Genomic DNA, 20,606 nt, shown 5'->3' on the forward strand with positions numbered 1-20,606 from the left:
TTCATCCGTCAGGCGGGTACGCCCGGTGCCCGGCGCGCCTGCTTCCCCATGCCCGAGGAACCCGATCCGTCGGGACTCGCCCAGGCCACGGCACAGGCCGCCGTGCCGGGCGTGCCCGGCGACGCGCTCGTCTTCGCCGCGCCGTGGCCCGCCGCCGTGGCGACCGCCCGGGCCGCGTCGGGCCGGGAACCCGTCGTGGCCGGCGCGCTCGCCGAGGCCGATTACGGGGCCTGGGCGGGCCGGCAGTTCGCGGAGGTGGCCGCGGCGGACCCCGCGGGGCTCGCCGCGTGGCTGACCGACCCTTGGGCGGTCCCCCATGGCGGGGAGAGCCTCGCCGGCATGGGCGAACGGGTGGCCGCGTGGATGGAGTCGCTCCGCGCGGACGCCGCCCGTGTGGTCGCCGTCTGCGACGCCGGGCCCATCCGGGCCGCGCTCGCGCACGCGCTCGGCCTGACCGCGACACGGGCCGCGGCCTTCGACGTCGCGCCGTTGTCCCACACCGGACTGGCCGCCGGGAACGGCGGCTGGCGGATCACGTACGTCAACCGGAAGGCCGCACCGTGAACCCTGCCTATCCCTTCAGCGCCGTCGTCGGGCTCGACGACCTGAAGCTGGCGCTGGTGCTGAACGCGGTCTCGCCCCGGGCCGGCGGCGTCCTGGTACGCGGGGAGAAGGGCACCGCGAAGTCCACCATCGTCCGCGCGCTGGCCGCGCAGTTGCCCCCGGTCGCCGTGGTCGCGGGGTGCCGGTTCCACTGCGATCCGGCGGCGCCCGATCCGGGGTGTCCCGACGGGCCGCACGAGCCGGACGCCGCGTGGGTCCGGCGGCCGGCGTCGCTGGTGGAGCTTCCGGTGGGAGCCTCGGAGGATCGGCTGGCCGGGTCGCTGGACCTGGAGCGAGCGCTGACCGAAGGGGTCAAGGCCTTCGAACCCGGGCTGCTCGCGGCGGCCCATCGGGGCGTCCTGTACGTGGACGAGGTGAACCTCCTGCACGACCATCTGGTCGACCTGCTGCTCGACGCGGCGGCGCTCGGGGTCTGCTACGTGGAGCGCGAGACCGTCTCGGTACGGCATGCCGCGCGGTTCCTGCTCGTCGGAACCATGAATCCGGAGGAAGGGGAGCTCCGCCCGCAGTTGCTCGACCGGTTCGGGCTGACCGTCGAGGTGCGGGCGACCCGGGAGCCCGGCGAACGGGCGGAGGTCGTCCGGCGGCGGTTCGCGTTCGACGCCGATCCCGAGGGCTTCGCGGCTCGATGGGCTCCGGAGGAGGCCGCGCTCGCCGGGCGGATCGCGCGGGCCCGGGCCGCCCTTCCGGCGGTACGGCTGCCCGACGCGCGGCTACGGCAGATCACGGCCGTCTGCGCGGGTTTCGAGGTGGACGGTCTGCGGGCCGATCTCGTCACCGCTCACGCCGCTGTGGCGCACGCCGCCTGGCAGGGGCGGGACGTGGTGACCCGGGAGGACGTCCGGGTGGCGGCCCGGCTGGCGTTGCCGCACCGCCGTCGCCGCGATCCGTTCGACGCGCCCGGCCTGGACGAACGTCTTCTCGACGACCTGCTGGACCAGACCGAGCCCGACGGCGCCTACGACCCCGACGACCCCGATGACCCGGATGACCGTGAGGGGCCTGGGCGGCCGGAGGACCCCGACGGCCCCGGAGGCCCTCCAGCCGATGGTTCACAGTCCGATGGTTCGCAGTCTGATGATTCACGGTCCGACGGCCCCGCTGCCCCGTCTCACGAAATTTCGGGAGAAGGTGGTGGTGGTTCCGCGTCCGACGCTTCTCCCAGTGACGGGGAACCCGCCTCCCGGTCGGAAAACGCGCAAGGCTCCGCCCCGGAAGACGTGGCGGCGGTGGGGACCCCGTTCCGCGTACCCGTCCTCAGGGTCGCCGGAGTGGGCGAGGGCGCGGCGGGCCGGCGGTCCAGCGGCCGGGGACGCCATGGCCGCACGATCGGCGCACGGCTCCCCGGCGGCGCCGGTCCCCGCGCGATCGATCTCCCCGCCACCCTCCTGGCGGCCGCCCCCCGTCAGGTCCTCCGGGGCAGACGCGGTCCCGGCCTGATCCTCAGGCGGGACGACCTCCGCGAGCCCGTCCGCGAGGGCCGCGAAGGCAACCTCGTGCTGTTCGTCGTCGACGCCAGCGGCTCGATGGGGGCGCGCAGGCGGATGACGGCCGTCAAGACGGCCGTGCTGAGCCTGCTGCTGGACGCCTACCAGCGCAGGGACAAGGTGGGCCTGGTCGTCTTCCGCGGCCGGGGCGCGACCGTGGCGCTCCCCCCGACCTCCTCGGTGGAGGCGGGCGCGGCCCGGCTCCGCGCGCTCCCGACGGGGGGACGCACCCCCCTGGCCGAGGGACTCGCGACGGCGGCGGAGGTGCTCCGCGTGGAACGGATGCGTGACCCGGACCGCCGCCCCCTCCTGGTCGTCGTGACGGACGGCCGCGCGACCTCCGGCGGGGACGTGACCCGCGCGGCCACCGCGCTCGCGGGGGTGACCTCGGTCGTCGTCGACTGCGAGAGCGGGCCGGTCCGCCTGGGCCTGGCGGGCGCGCTGGCCCTCCGGCTGGGCGCACGGGTGCTCCCGCTGGAGTCGCTGGGCGATCTCGTGTCCACGCGAAGGAAGGCGGGCTGAGATGCCGCAGGGGAAGCCGGAGAACGTCCCGGACGACGGGCTGACCACCCGGCAGCGCCGGACGAGGCCGCTGCTCATGGTGCACACGGGGCCGGGCAAGGGGAAGTCGACGGCCGCCTTCGGGATGGCGTTGCGCGCCTGGAACCAGGGGTGGCCGATCGGGGTGTTCCAGTTCGTGAAGTCGGCCAAATGGCGGGTCGGCGAGGAACGCGCGCTGACCGTGCTGGGCGCGAGCGGCGAGGGCGGCACCGTCGCCTGGCACAAGATGGGCGAGGGCTGGTCGTGGATCCAGCGGCCGGGCACCGAGGCCGACCACGCCGCCGACGCCCGCGAGGGCTGGGAGCAGATCAAACGCGACCTCGCGGCCGAGACGTACCGGTTCTACGTGCTGGACGAGTTCACCTATCCGCTCAAGTGGGGGTGGATCGACCTCGACGACGTGATCTCGGCGCTGGCCGGACGCCCGGGGGCCCAGCACGTCGTCGTCACCGGACGCGACGCGCCCGCCCGGCTGGTGGAGGCCGCGGACCTCGTGACGGAGATGGGCAAGGTCCGCCATCCCATGGACGCCGGGCAGAAGGGCCAGAAGGGCATCGAGTGGTGACCGGCGTCCCGCGACTGGTGGTCGCGGCCCCGGCCTCGGGGAGCGGCAAGACGACCGTGGCCACGGGCCTGATGGCGGCGCTCGCGGCGCGTGGACTGCGTGTCGCGCCGTTCAAGGTGGGGCCCGACTACATCGACCCGGGCTACCACACGCTCGCCTCCGGGCGTCCCGGGCGCAACCTCGACCCGTGGCTGACCGGCGAGGAGCGGGTGACGCCGCTGTTCCTGCACGGCTCCGCGGGCTGCGACATCGCGGTCGTCGAGGGCGTGATGGGGCTGTTCGACGGGCGCGGCGACGGCGACTTCGCCTCGACCGCGCACGTGGCGCGGCTGCTGGGCGCGCCCGTGGTGCTCGTCGTGGACGCGGGCAGGCAGAGCAGGTCGGTGGCGGCGCTGGTCCACGGCTTCGCGACGTTCGACTCGCGGGTGCGGGTGGCGGGCGTGGTGCTGAACCGCCTCGGGTCGGCGCGGCACGAGGAGCTGTGCCGGGCGGCGCTGGAGGAGACCGGCGTTCCGGTGCTGGGGGCGGTCCACCGTGACGACGACGTGGTGACGCCGTCCCGCCATCTCGGGCTGGTCCCGGCGGCCGAGCGGCTGCCCGCCGCCGTGACGGCGGTGGACCGGCTCGGCGCGCTCGTGGCGGGCTCGTGCGACCTGGACGGTCTCGTACGGCTCGCCGGAACCGCGGCGCCACTGACCGGCGAGCCGTGGGACCCGTCGGACGGCCGGGAGCCCGGGGCGCGGCGGGTGGTGGCGGTCGCGGGCGGCGCCGCGTTCACGTTCGGGTACGCCGAGCACGCCGAGATGCTCACCGCCGCCGGAGCGCAGGTCGCGGTGTTCGACCCGGTACGCGACGAGTCCCTGCCCGAGGGCGCCTCCGCGCTGGTCGTGGGGGGCGGCTTCCCCGAGATGTACGCGGCCGAACTGTCGGCCAACGAGCCCCTGCGCGCCGAGGTCGCCGCGTTCCCGGGCGCGGTGGCGGCCGAGTGCGCGGGGCTGCTCTACCTGTGCGAGGAGCTGGACGGCCTTCCGATGTGCGGCCGGGTGCCGGGCGTCGCGCACATGACCGGCCGGCTGACGCTGGGCTACCGCGACGCGGTGGCCGTGCGCGACACGCTGCTGACCCGGCAGGGCGAGCGGTTCAGGGGCCACGAGTTCCACCGGACCACGGTCACCGGCGGCGGGCAGCCGGTCTTCCGGTGGCGTGACGGCGCCGACGGGGCCGGCGACGCCCGGCTCACCGCGTCGTACCTGCACCTGCACTGGGCGGGCGCCCCGCAACTCGCCCGCCGGCTGCTCGCCTACGCCGAGCCCTCCTCAAGGTCGCCCTCGATCGCGAGATAGGTGTCGCGCAGCCCGGCGAGCACCTCCGGGTCCGGGTGCTCCCACATGCGCCGCTCCGCGGCCTCCAGCAGGCGCTGCGCGATGCCGTGCAGCGCCCACGGGTTCGACTTCGCCATGAAGTCGCGGTTGACCGGGTCGAGCACGTACGTCGAGGCGAGCGTGTCGTACATCCAGTCGGCGACGACGCCGGTCGTGGCGTCGTAGCCGAACAGGTAGTCCACGGTCGCCGCCAGCTCGAACGCGCCCTTGTAACCGTGGCGGCGCATGGCGGCGAGCCAGTTGGGGTTGACGACCCGGGCGCGGAAGATCCGCGCGGTCTCCTCCGACAGGGTCCGGGTGCGGACGGCGTCGGGGCGGGTGCTGTCGCCCACGTACGCGGCGGGTGCGCGGCCCGTCAGCGCGCGTACGGTCGCGATCATGCCGCCGTGGTACTGGAAGTAGTCGTCGGAGTCGGCGATGTCGTGTTCGCGGGTGTCCACGTTCTTGGCGGCGACGGCGATGCGGCGGTAGGCGTTCTCCATGTCCTCGCGGGCGGGCGCGCCGTCGAGGTCGCGGCCGTAGGCGTAGCCGCCCCAGACGGCGTACACCTCGGCGAGGTCGGCGTCGTCACGCCAGTTGCCGCTGTCGATGAGCGGCAGCAGGCCCGCGCCGTACGCGCCGGGACGCGACCCGAACACGCGCAGCGTCGCACGCCTGGCGTCGCCGTGCGCGGCCCGGTCGGCGTCCACGTGGGCGCGCACGTAGTTGTCCTCGGGGCTCTCGCCGAGCCCGGCGACGAGCCGGACGGCGTCGTCGAGCATCGCCACCACGTGCGGGAACGCGTCCCGGAAGAACCCGCTGATGCGCACCGTCACGTCCACGCGCGGGCGGCCCAGCTCGTCAAGTGGCACGGGTTCGAGCGTGGTGACGCGCCGCGACGCCTCGTCCCAGACGGGCCGCACGCCGAGCAGGGCGAGCACCTCGGCGATGTCGTCGCCGGCGGTGCGCATGGCGCTGGTCCCCCACACCGACAGCCCGACCGAGCGCGGCCACTCGCCGGTCTCCGCGCGGTAGCGGGCGAGCAGCGAGTCGGCCATGGCCTGCCCGGTCTCCCAGGCGAGGCGGCTCGGCACGGCACGCGGGTCGACGGAGTAGAAGTTGCGGCCGGTCGGCAGCACGTTGATCAGCCCGCGCAGCGGCGACCCCGACGGCCCGGCGGGGACGTAGCCCCCTTCCAGCGCGTGCAGCACGTGGTCGAGCTCGTCGGTGGTACGCGCGAGCCGCGGCACCACCTCGGTCGCCGCGAACGTCAGCACCCGCCCGACCTCCGGATCGGCCGTCACCCCGGCGACCGCGGCCGGATCCCAGCCGCGTTCCTCCATCGCGGTGACGAGGGCGCGGGCCTCGGCCTCGACGCGGTCCACGGACGCGGTCGCGGCGCTGCCGTCCTCGGTCAGGCCGAGCGCCTCGCGCAGGCCGGGCAGGGTCTCGCGGCCCGCCCACATCTGGCGGGCGCGCAGCATGGCCAGCACCAGGTTCACCCGGGCCTCACCGGTTGGGGCCGCGCCGAGGACGTGCAGGCCGTCGCGGATCTGCGCGTCCTTGACCTCGCACAGCCAGCCGTCCACGTGCAGGATGAACTCGTCGAACTCCGCGTCGTGCGGGCGCTCGGACAGGCCGAGGTCGTGGTCGAGGCGGGCGGCCTGGATGAGGGTCCAGATCTGGGCGCGGATCGCGGGCAGCTTCGCCGGGTCCATGGCCGCGATCGTCGCGTGCTCGTCGAGCAGCTGCTCAAGGCGGGCGATGTCGCCGTACGTCTCGGCCCTCGCCATCGGCGGCACCAGGTGGTCCACGAGAACCGCATGCGCGCGGCGCTTGGCCTGGGTGCCCTCGCCGGGGTCGTTCACCAGGAACGGATAGACCAGCGGCAGGTCGCCGATCGCCGCGTCGGTGCCGCAGGAGGCCGACATGCCGGCCGACTTGCCGGGCAGCCACTCCAGGTTGCCGTGCTTGCCGACGTGGACCATGGCGTGCGCGCCGAATTCGGCCGACAACCACCGGTAGGCCGCCAGGTAGTGGTGGCTCGGCGGCAGGTCGGGGTCGTGGTAGATCGCGATCGGGTTCTCCCCGAAGCCGCGTGGAGGCTGGACCATCACCACGACGTTGCCCGACCGCAGCGCGGCGAGCACGATGTCGCCCTCGTGGACGAACAGCTCGCCGGGCGGCGCGCCCCAGTGGCGTTCCATGTCGGCGCGCAGGCCGGCGGGAAGGGTGTCGTACCAGGCGCGGTAGGCGGCGGCGGGGATGCGCACCGGGTTGGCGGCGAGCTGTTCCTCGGTGAGCCAGTCCTGGTCCTGGCCGCCCGCGGCGATCAGGGCGTGGATCAGCGCGTCGCCGTCCTGCTCGGCCTGGCCCGGGAAGCCGCCGCCGAGGTCGTAGCCCTCCTCGGCCAGCCGGGCCAGCAGCCCGACCGTGCTGGCCGGGGTGTCCAGGCCGACGGCGTTGCCGACCCGGGAGTTCTTCGTCGGGTACGCCGACAGCATCACGACGAGCCTCTTGTCCGCCGGAGGCACGTGGCGCAGCAGTCCGTGGCGTACGGCGATGCCCGCGACCCGCGCCGCGCGTTCGGGGTCGGCGACGTAGACGGTCAGGCCGTCGTCGTCGATCTCCTTGAACGAGAACGGCACCGTGATGATCCGCCCGTCGAACTCGGGGATCGCGACCTGCGAGGCGGCGTCCAGCGGGGACAGCCCGTCGTCGTTGTCCTCCCACTCGGCGCGGCTCGTCGTCAGGCACAGGCCCTGCAGGATCGGCACGTCGAGTGCGGCGAGCGCGCCGACGTCCCAGGCCGCGTCGTCGCCGCCGGCCGACGCCGTCGCGGGCCGTGCCCCGCCCGCCGCGAGCACGGTCACCACCAGGGCGTCCGCGCCGCCCAGCACGTCGAGCAGATCCGGCTCCGCGGTGCGCAGCGAGGAGCAGAAGACCGGCAGCGCCCGGCCGCCCGCGTCCTCGATCGCGTCGCAGAGGGCGGCGACGAAGCCCGTGTTGCCCGCCATGTGGTGCGCCCGGTAGTAGAGCACCCCGATCACCGGTCCGTCGCCGGGGCGGCCCTCGCGTTCGAGGACCCCCCAGCTCGGGGTGGGCGCCGGGCCCGCGAAGCCGCGCCCGGTCAGCAGGACCGTGTCCGACAGGAACGCGTGCAGCTCGGCCAGGTTGGCGGGCCCTCCGTACGCGAGGTAGGCGTGGGCCTCGGCGCAGACGCCGCCGCTCACCGTGGACAGCTCCATCAGTTCGGCGTCCGGGGCCTGCTCGCCGCCGAGGACCACCACCGGGCACGGCCCCGCGAGCAGCGCGTCCAGCCCGTCCTCCCAGGCACGCCGGCCGCCGAGCAGCCGGACGACCACGAGGCCGGCGCCCTCGACCAGCGCGGGCAGGTCGTCCACGGTCAGCCGCGCCGGGTTGCCCAGCCGGTACGCGGCCCCGCTCGCGCGGGCGCTCAACAGGTCGGTGTCCGACGTGGACAACAGGACGACGACGGGCTGCGCGGCGGACGCGTCTGTGCGCACGGCAAGGTCCTCCCTCGGGGTCCTCGCCCCGGGTCGTGGCGGCGCGACGGCAGGAGTCTCCTGGCTCCCGGATCGACGCTCACCCCGGCCTTCCCGTCTTCCGACAGTGGCCGTGTGGTGGGGTTCGCTCCCCGGTCACAGTGGCGGGACCGCGCCGGATTCACACCGGCTTCCTCCGCTTGCCATCGCTCACCGCAGACCCTACGTGACGGAGGTCGTGTCAGAAAACTGGCGTTAGCATCCTGTTCGTGGTCATGGGTGGCTTTTCTGGGCGCGCCGCCCAGGACGCGTGTCCCGGCGCGCTCCAGGTGCACGCGGCGGCGGACGGGGCGCTGGCCCGCGTCCGCGTGCCCGGCGGCGGGCTGGCCGCCGGCGCCCTGCGCGAACTGGCCGCCTGCGCCCGCGAACTGGGCGCCGGGGTCGTCGAACTGACGTCACGGGCCAACGTGCAGGTGCGCGGGCTGGCCGACCCACCGGCGTTCGCCGCGCGGATGGCCGCCGCCGGACTGCTGCCGTCCGCTACCCACGAGCGCGTGCGCAACATCGTCGCCTCGCCGCTCAGCGGCCGTTCGGCGGCGGCCGTCCTGGACGTGCGGCCCCTGGTGGCGGACCTCGACGCGGCCCTGTGCGGCCGTGCCGCCCTGGCTCAGCTGCCCGGCCGGTTCCTGTTCGCGCTCGACGACGGAACGGGTGACGTCCTCGGGCTCGGGGCGGACGTGACCCTCGCCGCGCACCCCGTCTCTCAGCCCGGCGCCCACCCCGGCGGCGGCCTGACCCTGCTGCTCGCGGGGGAGCCGGTCGGGTCGGTGACCGCCGACGACGCCGTCTCCGTCGCGCTCGCCGCGGCCGAGGAGTTCCAGGAGGTGCGCGGGGACGCCTGGCGGGTGGCCGAACTCCCCGGCGGACCAGCGACGATCGCCGCCCGCCTCCCCGCCCGCCTCCCCGGCCGGCTCCCCCGTCGGCTCGCTGTCCTGCCCCCCGTGCCGGTGACGCCCGCCACGCCGCGCAGGGGCGGCCCGTCCGCGCAGGTGGACGGCCGGGTGGCGCTCGACGTGATCGTCCCCCTCGGCAGGCTGACCTCCGGCCAGGCCGGCCTGCTCGCCGATCTGGCCGCCGGTGAGGTGCGGCTGACGCCGTGGCGTACGGTCGTGCTGCCCGACCTCGCGCCCGAGACGGTCGGGCCGGTGACCGAGGCGCTCGCCGGGGCGGGGCTGGTGATCGATCCCGCCTCGCCGTACGCCAGACTGTCGGCCTGCACCGGGCGGCCCGGCTGCGCGAAGGCGCTGGCCGACGTCCAGGCGGACGCGGTGCGCTGGGCGGAGTCCGGCGTGCCCGAACCACCGGTTGTCGGGCCTCCGGGTCCCCGGCCACCGGGTGCCGAACCGCCCGACGCCGGCCTGATCCACTGGGCGGGCTGCGAACGCCGCTGTGGCCGCCCGAAGGGCCGGGTCACCGACGTGGTCGCCACGACCGGCGGCTACGACGTCCGCCGTTGACCGTCCGTCCAGTCCGTCCAGTCCGTGCATCCACCGTCCGCTCCATCCACCGTCCGCCATCCACGAACAGAGGTGTCCGTGCCCGAGCACGACTACGTCCGCGACGGAGCGGAGATCTACCGGCGGTCGTTCGCGACCATCAGGGCCGAGGCCGACCTGTCGGGGCTGCCCGCCGACGTCGCCCGGGTCGCGGTCCGCATGATCCATGCGTGCGGCATGACCGACCTCGTCGGCGACCTCGGCTACTCCCCCGGCGTGGCCGAGAAGGCGCGCACCGCGCTGCTGGCGGGTGCGCCCGTGCTGTGCGACGCGCGGATGGTCGCCTCCGGCATCACCAGGAAGCGCCTGCCCGCCGGCAACGAGGTCGTCTGCACGCTCGGCGACCCCCGCGTGCCCGCCCTCGCGGAGCGGCTCGGCACCACCCGCAGCGCCGCCGCGCTCGACCTGTGGCTCGACCGCCTCGACGGCGCGGTCGTGGCCGTCGGCAACGCCCCGACCGCGCTGTTCCGGCTGCTCGAACTGGTCGCCGAAGGCGCGGGACGGCCCGCCGCCGTGCTGGGCGTCCCGGTCGGCTTCATCGGCGCGGCCGAGTCGAAGCGCGCCCTCGCGGCGTCCGGCCTGGAGTTTCTGGTTGTCCACGGCCGCCGGGGCGGCAGTGCCATGACGGCGGCGGCGGTCAACGCCATCGCCTGCGAGCAGGAGTGACGAGACGTGACAGGAACGCTCTACGGCGTCGGCCTCGGCCCCGGCGACCCCGAACTGATGACCGTGAAGGCCGCCCGCCTGATCGGCGAGGCCGACGTGATCGCCTACCACGCGGCGCGGCACGGCCGCAGCATCGCCCGGTCGATCGCGGCCCACCACATGCGCGACGGGCAGATCGAGGAGCTCCTGCAGTATCCGCTGACGACGGAGACGACCGACCACCCCGGCGGCTACCAGGGCGCGCTCGACGACTTCTACGCCGGATGCGCCGACCGCCTCGCCGCGCACCTGGACGCCGGGCGCGACGTCGTCGTGCTGTGCGAGGGAGACCCCCTCTTCTACGGGTCGTACATGCACATGCACAAGCGGCTCGCGCACCGCTACCCGGCCGAGGTCGTCCCCGGGGTCACCTCGATCGCGGGGGCGTCGGCCGTGCTGGGCCGCCCGCTGGTCGAACGCGACGAGACGCTGACGGTCCTGCCCGGGACGCTGCCCGCCGCCGTGCTGGCCGAGAAGCTGCGCGGCACGGACTCGGCGGCGGTGCTCAAGCTGGGCCGCACGTTCGAGAAGGTGCGTGACGCGCTGGCCGAGGCAGGCCGCCTCGACGAGGCCTGGTACGTCGAACGCGCCACCACCGACGCCCAGCGTGTGGCCCCGCTCAAGGACGTCGACCCGGGGCAGGTGCCGTACTTCTCGCTGGCGCTGATCCCCAGCCCGGCGCAGCTCACGTTCGTGCCGGAGACCGCCGGACGCACCGGTCCCGGCGAGGTCGCGGTCGTCGGCCTCGGCCCCGCCGGGCGGCCCTGGCTGACCCCGGAGGCCCAGGAGGTCCTCGCCGAGGCCACCGACCTGGTCGGATACGGCCCCTACGTGGACCGGGTCGCGCCCAACCCCCGCCAGACCCGGCACCGTACCGACAACCGCGTCGAGGCCGAACGCGCCCGTCACGCGCTCGACCTGGCCCTCGCCGGGGCGCGGGTCGCGGTCGTGTCGTCGGGCGACCCGGGCGTGTTCGCGATGGCCAGCGCGGTGCTGGAGGCCGCCGCCGACCCGCGTTACGCGGACGTCCCGGTGCGGGTGGTGCCCGGTCTGACCGCCGCGCAGGCCGTGGCCGGCCGGGCGGGCGCGCCGCTCGGCCACGACTACTGCGTGCTGTCGCTGTCGGACCAGCTCAAGCCGTGGGAGGTGGTCGCCGGGCGGATCTCCGCCGCCGCCCGCGCCGACCTCGTCCTCGCGATCTACAACCCGGCGTCGAAGACCCGCACCTGGCAGGTCGCCGCGGCCCGCGACCTGCTGCTCGAACACCGCGATCCGGGCACGCCCGTGGTGGTGGGCCGCGACGTCGGGGGCGAGCGGGAGTCGGTCGTGATCACCACTCTGGGCGAGCTCGACCCGGCCGCGATCGACATGCGCTGCCTGCTGATCGTCGGCTCGTCCACCACCCGCGTCGTCGAGCGCGGGGACGGGACGGTCGTCTTCACCCCGCGCCGCTATCCCGCGTGATCGCGTACCCAGGTGACGGCGTCGGCGACGTCCGTCACCCGGGTGACACCGCCGGGCGTCGCGGGCCGGTCCACCATGACGACCGGCAGCCCCGCCTCGCGCGCCGCGACCAGCTTGGCGCGGGTCTGCTCCCCGCCGCTGTCCTTGGTGACCAGCACGTCGAGCCGGTGCTCGCCGATCAGGGCGCGCTCTCCCGCCACCGTGTACGGCCCCCGGGCGAGGATCACGTGGACGTTCGGGGGAACGGGCGGCTCCGGCGGGTCGACCGACCTCGCCAGGAACCACAGCCCTGTCAGCGGCGCGAACACCGGCAGGCTGCGGCGGCCCGTCGTCAGGAACACGCGGCTCCCGAGACCGGGCAGCGCGTCCGCCGCCGCCCGGAGCGACGGCACCCGCAGCCAGACGTCCTCCGGGCCCTCCGACCAGCCGGGACGCCGCAACCCGAGCAGCGGCGTCCCGGTCGCCGCGCACGCGTGCGCCGCCGACTCGCTCATCCGCTGGGCGAAGGGATGCGTGGCGTCCACCACGACCCGCGGACCGTGCTCGGCGATCCACCGGGCGAGCCCGTCCGGGCCGCCGAAGCCGCCCGACCTGACCTCGCCCACCGGCAGCCGGGGATCGGCGACCCGGCCGGCCAGCGACGACACCACCCGCAGGCCCGGCAGCGGCGCCAGCTCGGCGGCCAGCGCCCGTGCCTCGGCCGTGCCGCCGAGGATCAGGACGAGCACGCGCGGTCCCGCGCGGCCGAGTAGAGGTGGCTGTCGGGGAACTCGTGCGCCGTCAGCGCCCGGCCCACCACGATCACAGCGGTCCGCCTGATCCCCGCCGCGACCACCTGGTCGGCGATGTCGCCCAGGGTGCCCCTGATGATCTCCTCGTCGTCCCGGCTGGCCCGGGCGACCACCGCCACCGGGCAGTCCGCGCCGTACGCGGGCAGCAGGTCGGCCACGACGGCGGCGATCCGCTGCACGGCCAGGTGCAGCACCATCGTGGCGCGGCTCGCCGACAGCGTCGCGAGTTCCTCGCCGGGCGGCATCGGGGTGGCCCGCGCCGACGTCCTGGTCAGGATGATCGTCTGGCTCACCCCCGGAACCGTCAGCTCCCGCCCCAGGGCCGCGGCGGCGGCCGCGAAGGCGGGCACCCCCGGGATCACCTCGTACGGCACGCTGTGCGCGTCGAGCCTGCGCATCTGCTCGGCGACCGCGCTGAAGACCGACGGGTCGCCGGAGTGCAGCCGCGCCACGTCGAGCCCCGCCTCGTGCGCCGCCGTCATCTCGGCGACGATCTCGTCGAGGGTGAGGTTCGCGGTGTCCACGAGCCGCGCGTCCGGCGGGCAGTCGGCGAGCAGGTCGCGCGGCACGAGCGACCCGGCGTACAGGCAGACCGGGGCCGCCTGAAGGGCCCGCAGCCCGCGCACCGTGATGAGGTCGGCCGCGCCGGGCCCCGCACCGATGAATCGAACCGTCACTGCTCGCGCTCCTTCCGCGCCGTCCAGATGGTCACCGGCATCAGGGGACGCCACCCGGTGAAGCCGCCCACCGGCGAGGCGCGCTGCACCGACAACCGCACGAGGTCCCCGCCGAGCCGCGCGTGCCACCCCGCGAGGACCGCCTCCGACTCCACGGTGACGGCGTTCGCGACCAGCCTGCCGCCCGGGGCGAGGGCGTCCCAGCAGGTCTCGACCACGCCGGCCCCCGTCACGCCGCCGCCCACGAAGACGGCCGCCGGGGCGGGCAGCCCCCCGAGCGCGCCCGGGGCGGCTCCGGTGACGACCCGCAGGCGCGGCACGCCCAGCGCGTCCGCGTTGTGCCTGACGCGGTCCGCGCGGACGGGGTCGCGCTCGACGGCGACGGCCCGGCACGACGGATGCGCGCGCAGCCACTCGACGGCCACGCTCCCGGAGCCCGCCCCCACGTCCCAGAGCAGCTCGCCCGGCAGGGGCGCCAGCTTGGCCAGGGTGACCGCCCGCACCTCCTGCTTGGTGAGCTGCCCGTCCGACTCGTACGCCTCGTCCGGCAGCCCAGGCACCCTCCCCAGTGGCACCGCCGACGGGACGTCTGCGCAGGCCACCGCCACGACGTTCAGCGCGGGCGGCGTCTCGCCGACCGGCCAGCCCGCGGCCGTGCCGTCGCGGCGGGACTCGGTCGCCGCGCCGAGATCGCCGAAGACGGTGACGCGGCTCGCGCCGTATCCCCGCTCGGTCAGCAGGGCGGCGACCAGCGCGGGCGTGTCCGCGCCCGCGCTGAGGACGAGGACGCGGCGGCCCGGCGCGAGCGCGGCGGTCAGCGTGGCGGGCGGCCGTCCGACCAGGCTGACGGTCTCGACCTCCTCGGCGGCCCAGCCGAGCCGCGCGCAGGCCAGGGCGGCCGACGACACGTGCGGCAGCACCCGCAGCCGGTCCGGCCCGAGCAGCCGGGCGAGCGTCGCGCCGACGCCGAAGAACATGGGGTCGCCGCTGGCGAGCACCGCGACCGCGCGTCCCGCGTGCGCGTCGAGCAGCCCCGGCAGCCCCGCGACCAGCGGCGACGGGTACGGCACCCGCTCGCTGGCCACCGAGGCGGGCAGCAGGGCGAGCTGCCTGGCCGACCCGACCACGACGTCCGCGGCGACCAGCTCGGCACGCGCCGCGTCGGTGAGACCGGCCCAGCCGTCCGCGCCGATCCCGACGACCGACACGGGCCTCATCGGGAGGGCTTCCTGAGCAGGTAGGTGTCCATGACCCAGCCGTGCGCCTCGCGCGCCTCCGCCCTGAGCCGCCGGATCTCGCCGGCGACCTCGCGCACCGGCCCGGCGACGAGGATCTCGTCCTCGGTCCCGACGTACGCGCCCCAGTAGACGTCGGCGTCGGCGGCCTCCGGCAGGTCCGCGAACGCGCAGCCCGCGTCGAGCATCACCACGATGTCGCCGGCGGCCTCGACGTCGGTGGGCAGGCGGCGGCCGGTCGTGATGTGCACCGGGCTGGCGACCCTGGTCAGGCTGACGCGGTGCCGCGCGGCCAGCGCCGACACGCTGCTGATCCCCGGAATGACCTCGTAGCCGAACGGCTCCGCGCCCCTGGCCAGGACGTCCTCGACGATCGCGATCGTGCTGTCGTACAGGGCGGGGTCGCCCCAGACGAGGAACGCGCCGACGCCGTCCTCCGGCACCTCCTCGGCGATGAGCCGGGCGTAGACGTCGGCCCGGCGGGCCCGCCAGTCGGCCACCGCCTCCACGTACGCGCCGCTCGTGCGGTCGCGCTCCGGGTCGCGCGCCTCGACCGTCCGGTACGGCTCCCGCGCGTGGGCCGCGATCAGCTCGCGCCGCAGCCGCACCAGGCCGTCCTTCACGGCTCCCTTGTCGAGCAGGAAGAACACGTCGGTCTCCGCGATTGCCGCGGCGGCCTGGAAGGTCAGGTGGGCGGGGTCCCCGGCGCCGATGCCGATGATCAGGACTCGCTTCATAGGTCACGAGTATGGACCCCGGCTTGACGTACTTATGCGGACGGTGCACGCTCAAGGCGACAAAAGAAGACAGAGGCGACGGTGCGCAGGAACCTGGTGTGAATCCAGGACGGTCCCGCCACTGTGACCGGGGAGTGTCTCCCGCTCGTCACCACGGCCGCGACGGCTGGAAGGTTCGGGCGACACGATGACCCGGGAGTCAGGACACTGACCCGTTGTCCTCCATCACCGGGGCGAGCGACCCCGTGAGGAGAATCACATGGCTCAGCCGGCCGTCCCCGTCTCCCGGCCCCTGCCGGTCACCATCCCCGTACGCGAGATCCTGCCCTGGGCGGTCTTCGCCGCCGTGGCCGGGCTCGTCCTGCTCTACTTCGTCGGCGCGGAGCAGGGCGCCACCCACCTCATCAGCGGGCACACCGTGCACGAGTTCGTGCACGACGGCCGGCACCTCCTCGGCTTCCCCTGCCACTGAGGCCCGCCCGATGCCCACCATGCGCTCCCTGCTGGTGCGCGGCATGCTCGTCGGCCTCGCCGCCGCGCTGCTCGCGTACGTCGTCGCCTGGTTCGCCGGAGAACCCCAGGTCGCCGCCGCCATCTCCATCGAGGAGGCCAGGGCGGCGGCCGGCGGAGAGGCCGCCGAACCGGAACTCGTCAGCCGGACCGTCCAGGAGACCGCCGGCCTGCTGACCGCCCTGCTCGTCTACGGCGCCGCCCTCGGCGGCTTCTACTCCATCGCGTACGCCTTCGCCCACGGCCGCCTCGGCGCTCTCGGCGCCCGCGCCACGGCGCTCACCGTCGCCGCCGCCGGGTTCGTCGTCGTGTACGTGACCCCCATCCTGAAGTACCCGGCCAATCCCCCGGCCGTCGGCAACCCCGATTCGATCGGCCGCCGGACCGCGCTGTACTTCGCGATGATCCTCGTCGCCCTCCTGGCGGCGGCGGTCGCCGCGTACGCGGGCCGTTCCCTGTCGTCCCGCCTGGGCGCCTGGAACGCCGCCCTGTCGGGCATCGTCGTCTACGCCGTCCTCGTCGGTGTCGCGTACGCCGTGATGCCTCCGATCGACGAGGTTCCCGACGACTTCTCCGCCGACACGCTGTGGTGGTTCAGAGTGGCGTCGTTCGGCATCCAGTTCGTCCTGTGGGGAGCCATCGGCCTCCTGTTCGGCGGCCTGACCGAACGCTCCCTGCGCCAGGGAACCCCCCGGGAGGCCGGGCTCCGGCACGCCGCGACGCGCTGAACCGGGTCGGGACCACCCCGCGGGCCGCCCGCGTGAAGCCGGTGTGTCACAGGTGGAGCGCGTCGGGGGCGTCGTCCTCGACGAGGAAGCCCCCGGACTGGTGGTGCCAGAGCCGGGCGTAGGACCCCTGGGCCTGGAGCAGCTCGCCGTGGGTGCCCTGCTCGACGACGCGTCCCCGGTCGAGCACGACCAGGCGGTCCATGCGGACGACGGTGCTGAGCCGGTGCGCCACCACGAGTGCCGTACGGTCCTGCATCAGGCGCCACAGGGCCTCCTGGATGAGGATCTCGCTCTCGGAGTCCAGGGCACTGGTCGCCTCGTCCAGCAGCAGGACGGGGGCGTCGCGCAGGATGGCGCGCGCGAGCGCGATGCGCTGCCGCTGGCCGCCGGAGAGCTTGACGCCGCGCTCGCCGATCAGGGTGTCGAAGCCGTGCGGCAGAGACTCGACGAACTCCGTGACGTGGGCCGCCCGCGCGGCCCGGAGGATCTCGGCGTCGGTCGCGCCCGGCCGGGCGAACGCGAGGTTCTCCCGCACGGACCGGTGGAACATGGCGGGTTCCTGCGGGACGTAGGCGATGAGACCGCGCAGGTCTGCTTGCCGCAGCCGGGCGATGTCCTGACCGCCGATCAGGATCCTGCCTCCGTCCACGTCCATGAGACGCAGCAGCAACCGGGTGAGGGTGCTCTTGCCGCCACCGGACCGCCCGACCAGCCCGATCTTGGTGCCGCCGGGGATGTCCAGGTTCAGGCCGTCGAACAGCGGCGCGCCGCCGGCGTACCCGAATCGCACCCGCTCGAAGCGGACGCTCGCGTCGGCCGGGCGCAGGGGCTGCGGGTCGGCCGGGTCCACCACGGTCGGCGGCGTGAGGAGCAGCTCGGTGAACTGGGCGGCCTCGGTGAGCGTGCTCTCCATACGCCGGTACACCTGGTTGAACTCGAACATGATGTTGATCGCGTTCGTGTAGTAGGTGAACGTCACGACGATGGCCTCCACACCGAGGCCGCCGCGGAGCGCCGCGGCGAGGAGCAGGCCCGTGGCACTGGTGAGCACCGACAACGGGGCGACGACCATGTCCACCCTGAGGTTGTTGTAGTCCCAGGACCGGATGGACAGCCGGCGCTGCTCGGCGATCCTGGCCCGATGCTCGACGGCCTCGCGCGTCTCGGCGGCGAACGCGCGGACCGTCTCCATGTTGGACAGCACGTCGGCGACGTGACCCGACACCAGCACCTTGGCCGCCTCACGCGCGTCGACCAGGGCCTGCCGATGGCGGATGAGCGGAGCGACGAGAACACCGGTGACGACGATGAGGCCCACGAGGACGAGCACCAGCAGCGGGTCATACCGCCACAGCACCACCGAGGCGAAGGCCAGGGGCACCACCTTCGCCATGATCGAGAACGTGAGGGTGTCCATGAACTCCTCGAACCTGGAGGAGAATCCGAGCACCCTCTTGGTCAGCGAACCGGCGAAGTTGTCGTGGAAGAACGCGACGTCCTTGGCCAGCAGCTCGTCCATGCCCAGCACGCCGAGCCGCTCGATGCCCCGGCCGTCGGCGCGGTTCAGGAAGTGCATCCCCGCCCGCCAGAACGCCTCACCCGTCAGAAGCAACGCGGCGAAGCCGAGCACGTAGGGCAGCAGCGCGTCGAAGGAGCCGTCCCGGCCGCCGGAGAGGTGCCCCACAAGGCCCGCCACCGCCAGCGGCGCCAGATAGAACAGGCAGATGTTCCCGATCGCCGGCAGCACCAGCGCGGGAGCCGCGATCGGCCACTGCCGCTTCAGCTCGCCGCAGTAGTACCGCAATGCCAGCAAAAGCGCCGATCTCCGCGCGGATTTATCATTTTCGGCCTCGTCCACCGTCCCGAGCACAGCCATCAGCCCTCCCGAATGCCGATATCGCCCTGGCCATGCTCCCGCAGCCCGTACGGGAGGAGCGAACGATTTTTCGCCGCCCGGCGAATAGGACCGAGGGATGAACCCCACGCAGATGACCGAAATATTCATAAAGGGAGTTATCAGCTGCGACCTTTCCTTACGGCGGCCGGAGGCGTGCGCGGACGACACGAGATCAGCCTCGGCCGCCACATGGTCCTGCGCTCTGCTCGCTGATCCCGGATCCGGTCACGCCCGGCGTGGTCCGATGCCTGCCGGCATCGGGCCATGCCGGTGGCCGGTTCCCGAGCACCCCGAACCGTGGGCCGGAACAGCGGAGAGCCGCCCCCGGTGGTGCAAGGGGCGGCTCGGTCTTCCGGCTTCCGGATCCGCTGTGGCCGGTCTGCCTCTGCCTGACTTACCGGTATCCGGCGGCGACGATGTTCGCCTGCACCGCGTCCTCGGTGGCGTTCGTCGGGTATCCGGAGGTCATCACGCCCTCGTAGAAGGTGCCGGCGGCGCCGTGGCTGTTGTCACCCCCGATGCCGAGGATGATGGCCCCTTCCTTCTTCATCGGGTTGTAGCCCGAGACGTTGGGACGCTTGCCGTCGTAGAAGGTGCCGAGGCCGCCCGACTGCGCGTTGCCGCCGCGGATGGCCCAGTGGTTCGGCTCGCCCTTGATGATGGCGGTCAGGTAGCGGTGGCTGATGGTGGGGTCGCCCGCGTTGTACTTCTGGTTGACGCCGGAGAACAGGCCGTTCTCCAGGTCGGCCATGATCCACGGGCCGTTGCCGGCGCCGTAGCCCCAGACCTTGATGTTGCCGAAGTAGATGGCCTCCATCGTGCCGTTGCCGTTGTCACGGCTGTTGGTCTCGGCGTTGCCGTAGTCGAAGCAGCAGCCGCCGTTGTAGTGGGTGCCGTCGAAGATGGCGTACATGCCCTCCGGCTGGTCGCCCTTGGCGACGCCGTTGGTGTTGTTGTTGCGGTAACCCACACCGGGATCCACGTAGACGCCGTACGCCTTGCTGCCGTAGACCGTGGTCGGCGCCTTGGTCGCGGTCGCGAGGTTGTCGTACCCGCCGGGAGCCGGGCCCGAGAAGCCGCCGGGAGGCGCCTGGGTGAGGCGGTTGTTGCGCCCGGACTGGTCGTAGATGATCGTGATGAGGCAGGTCGTGTTCGCGCAGAACGAGTCCTGTGCGGCGGCGTTCGCGGCGCCGCCCGCACTCAGCACGCCGATGTCCCGGGTGGTGTTGTCCGAGGAGCGGCGCACCTGGTAGAGCGGGCCGTTGTAACTGCCGTACAGGGCGCGGGTCGTGCTGTGCGCCGCGACGCAGGGCGTGCCGCCGGCGGCGTAGATGTCACACGGCCGCGTGCCACCCGGTGGCGGCGAGGGGGTGGACGAGGGCGTCCGCGAAGGAGACGCCGAAGGGGACGCCGAGGGCGAGCCGCCGGGGGACGGGGAGGTGACGCCGCCGGTGCAGGTCACGCCGTTGAGGGCGAAGCTCGCCGGCTTCGGGTTCGAGCCGCTGAAGCTTCCGTTGAACCCGAACTCGGTGCTCCCGCCGCTGGGGATGGCGCCGTTGTACGAGACGTTGGTGACCGTGACCTGGGAGCCCGACTGGGTGTAGCTGCCGTTCCACAGCTGGGTGATGGTCTGCCCGGCGGGGAACGCCCAGGTCAGCCTCCATCCGTCGATCGGATCGCCGAGATTGTTAACGTTAACACTTGCGTTGAAGCCGCCCGGCCATTCGCTGGCCACCGTGTAGGTGACCTGACATCCGGCCGCGGCCGCCGAGGCCGCGTTGGTCCCCGCCATACCGGCGCCGGCCACCAGAAGGGCGGCGACGGCGGCGGCCGAGAGTTTCAGGCGCCGACGTAATGAGCTGACGTTTCGCACAGATGTTTCCCATTCTCCGAGATGTGCGTTCTCCGCGGCGTCATTGCCGCGGACGATCAACCCACCTGTTGGGAGTCAGTCCATATCCGATTTTCTGTTAGCGCTAACATTTTTCGGCCGATCACGGATGCGGCTCCGTTCGTGGTGGTGGTGTGCTGCTGAGCCAATCCCGGCGCGGGGCATCAGTCAATCAGGCGGAACCCGGCCGCGCCCCCCGCGCGGCCGCCGACCCTTTTGAAGTGGAACGATGAACCGCGGTGAAGACCGGCGGTTCACATCCACGCTGAAAGTTTCAGTCCTCCGACCATTCACGGGCTTAGAAGTGCCTT

At 73.9% G+C, this 20,606-nt stretch carries 16 protein-coding genes and 2 riboswitches; of the genes, 9 read left to right on the forward strand and 7 right to left on the reverse strand.

All coding sequences use genetic code 11. The features are described from left to right. The first annotated feature begins 48 nt into the window (after positions 1–48). Genes HHX33_RS14560 through HHX33_RS14570 form a run of 4 tightly spaced genes read left to right on the forward strand, consistent with a single transcriptional unit; the run spans position 49 to position 4,580 of the window. Positions 49–564, forward strand: a complete 516-nt coding sequence (locus HHX33_RS14560; RefSeq protein ID WP_182875058.1) for a histidine phosphatase family protein — start codon at positions 49–51, stop codon at positions 562–564. Then, the gene (locus tag HHX33_RS14565) at positions 561–2,633 is read left to right on the forward strand and encodes a VWA domain-containing protein (protein ID WP_182875059.1); all 2,073 of its coding nucleotides are present in this window, start codon (positions 561–563) and stop codon (positions 2,631–2,633) included. Before HHX33_RS14560 ends, HHX33_RS14565 begins: the two co-directional genes overlap by 4 nt. A gap of 1 nt (position 2,634) precedes the next feature. Continuing rightward, complete coding sequence (gene cobO / locus HHX33_RS34995) at positions 2,635–3,237, forward strand: cob(I)yrinic acid a,c-diamide adenosyltransferase (protein ID WP_220499489.1); 603 nt, start codon at positions 2,635–2,637, stop codon at positions 3,235–3,237. A 14-nt stretch (positions 3,238–3,251) separates the two neighbouring features. After that, positions 3,252–4,580, forward strand: coding sequence for a cobyrinate a,c-diamide synthase (locus HHX33_RS14570; protein ID WP_220501830.1), 1,329 nt, complete (start codon positions 3,252–3,254; stop codon positions 4,578–4,580). Here HHX33_RS14570 and cobN read toward each other — a convergent pair. After that, positions 4,538–8,125: a cobaltochelatase subunit CobN gene (cobN, locus tag HHX33_RS14575; RefSeq protein ID WP_182875061.1), complete on the reverse strand. Its 3,588-nt coding sequence runs from the start codon at positions 8,123–8,125 to the stop codon at positions 4,538–4,540. The genes HHX33_RS14570 and cobN overlap by 43 nt on opposite strands. A 53-nt stretch (positions 8,126–8,178) precedes the next feature. Further along, positions 8,179–8,301, reverse strand: a riboswitch (cobalamin riboswitch). 78 nt (positions 8,302–8,379) lie between these two features. Between cobN and cobG the strand changes: the two genes are divergently transcribed. The 3 genes from cobG to HHX33_RS14590 all read left to right on the forward strand — a co-directional run bounded on the left by cobG (position 8,380) and on the right by HHX33_RS14590 (position 11,829). After that, the gene (cobG, locus tag HHX33_RS14580) at positions 8,380–9,621 is read left to right on the forward strand and encodes a precorrin-3B synthase (protein WP_182875062.1); all 1,242 of its coding nucleotides are present in this window, start codon (positions 8,380–8,382) and stop codon (positions 9,619–9,621) included. A gap of 78 nt (positions 9,622–9,699) precedes the next feature. Then, entirely contained in the window at positions 9,700–10,326 is a 627-nt protein-coding gene (locus tag HHX33_RS14585; RefSeq protein ID WP_310741375.1) for a precorrin-8X methylmutase, read from the forward strand. Positions 10,327–10,332: 6 nt separating this feature from the next. Continuing rightward, on the forward strand, positions 10,333–11,829 hold the full coding sequence (locus tag HHX33_RS14590) for a precorrin-2 C(20)-methyltransferase (protein ID WP_182875064.1): 1,497 nt from the start codon (positions 10,333–10,335) through the stop codon (positions 11,827–11,829). Here the strand turns inward: HHX33_RS14590 and HHX33_RS14595 are convergent. The 4 genes from HHX33_RS14595 to cobF are packed head-to-tail and all read right to left on the reverse strand — an operon-like array spanning position 11,817 to position 15,269. Beyond that, positions 11,817–12,557: a cobalt-precorrin-6A reductase gene (locus tag HHX33_RS14595; RefSeq protein WP_111698203.1), complete on the reverse strand. Its 741-nt coding sequence runs from the start codon at positions 12,555–12,557 to the stop codon at positions 11,817–11,819. The two genes, HHX33_RS14590 and HHX33_RS14595, sit on opposite strands and share 13 nt — an antisense overlap. Continuing rightward, positions 12,545–13,297, reverse strand: a complete 753-nt coding sequence (gene cobM / locus HHX33_RS14600; protein WP_182875065.1) for a precorrin-4 C(11)-methyltransferase — start codon at positions 13,295–13,297, stop codon at positions 12,545–12,547. The genes HHX33_RS14595 and cobM overlap by 13 nt, the downstream gene beginning before the upstream one ends. Then, entirely contained in the window at positions 13,294–14,514 is a 1,221-nt protein-coding gene (cbiE, locus tag HHX33_RS14605) for a precorrin-6y C5,15-methyltransferase (decarboxylating) subunit CbiE (RefSeq protein WP_182875066.1), read from the reverse strand. The genes cobM and cbiE overlap by 4 nt, the downstream gene beginning before the upstream one ends. Continuing rightward, positions 14,511–15,269 carry a precorrin-6A synthase (deacetylating) gene (gene cobF, locus HHX33_RS14610; RefSeq protein ID WP_182875067.1) on the reverse strand — a complete coding sequence of 253 codons (759 nt, stop codon included), beginning with the start codon at positions 15,267–15,269 and terminating at the stop codon, positions 14,511–14,513. The genes cbiE and cobF overlap by 4 nt, the downstream gene beginning before the upstream one ends. 24 nt (positions 15,270–15,293) lie before the next feature. Beyond that, a riboswitch (cobalamin riboswitch) is annotated at positions 15,294–15,500 on the forward strand. Between the two features lie 28 nt (positions 15,501–15,528). Here cobF and HHX33_RS14615 point away from each other — a divergent pair. Then, the gene (locus HHX33_RS14615) at positions 15,529–15,741 is read left to right on the forward strand and encodes a CbtB domain-containing protein (protein WP_182875068.1); all 213 of its coding nucleotides are present in this window, start codon (positions 15,529–15,531) and stop codon (positions 15,739–15,741) included. Positions 15,742–15,751: 10 nt separating this feature from the next. After that, entirely contained in the window at positions 15,752–16,507 is a 756-nt protein-coding gene (locus HHX33_RS14620; RefSeq protein WP_259402452.1) for a CbtA family protein, read from the forward strand. Between the two features lie 46 nt (positions 16,508–16,553). Here HHX33_RS14620 and HHX33_RS14625 read toward each other — a convergent pair whose 3' ends face one another. Both HHX33_RS14625 and HHX33_RS14630 read right to left on the reverse strand, forming a co-directional pair. Next, positions 16,554–18,320: an ABC transporter ATP-binding protein gene (locus HHX33_RS14625; RefSeq protein WP_259402453.1), complete on the reverse strand. Its 1,767-nt coding sequence runs from the start codon at positions 18,318–18,320 to the stop codon at positions 16,554–16,556. Positions 18,321–18,798: 478 nt separating this feature from the next. After that, positions 18,799–20,277: an arabinofuranosidase catalytic domain-containing protein gene (locus tag HHX33_RS14630; RefSeq protein ID WP_182875070.1), complete on the reverse strand. Its 1,479-nt coding sequence runs from the start codon at positions 20,275–20,277 to the stop codon at positions 18,799–18,801. Between the last annotated feature and the right edge of the window lie 329 nt (positions 20,278–20,606).

Source organism: Microbispora sp. H10670 (genome assembly GCF_014161385.1).
Taxonomy (GTDB): domain Bacteria; phylum Actinomycetota; class Actinomycetes; order Streptosporangiales; family Streptosporangiaceae; genus Microbispora; species Microbispora triticiradicis.

What these genes read in the sequence shown, in the direction of transcription:
- HHX33_RS14560 (WP_182875058.1), top strand. Translation starts at nt 49, where the DNA reads ATGCCCGAGGAACCCGATCCGTCGGGACTCGCCCAGGCCACGGCACAG.
- cobO (WP_220499489.1), top strand. Translation starts at nt 2,635, where the DNA reads ATGCCGCAGGGGAAGCCGGAGAACGTCCCGGACGACGGGCTGACCACC.
- cobG (WP_182875062.1), top strand. Translation starts at nt 8,380, where the DNA reads ATGGGTGGCTTTTCTGGGCGCGCCGCCCAGGACGCGTGTCCCGGCGCG.
- cbiE (WP_182875066.1), bottom strand. Translation starts at nt 14,514, where the DNA reads ATGAGGCCCGTGTCGGTCGTCGGGATCGGCGCGGACGGCTGGGCCGGT.
- cobF (WP_182875067.1), bottom strand. Translation starts at nt 15,269, where the DNA reads ATGAAGCGAGTCCTGATCATCGGCATCGGCGCCGGGGACCCCGCCCAC.
- HHX33_RS14615 (WP_182875068.1), top strand. Translation starts at nt 15,529, where the DNA reads ATGGCTCAGCCGGCCGTCCCCGTCTCCCGGCCCCTGCCGGTCACCATC.
- HHX33_RS14620 (WP_259402452.1), top strand. Translation starts at nt 15,752, where the DNA reads ATGCCCACCATGCGCTCCCTGCTGGTGCGCGGCATGCTCGTCGGCCTC.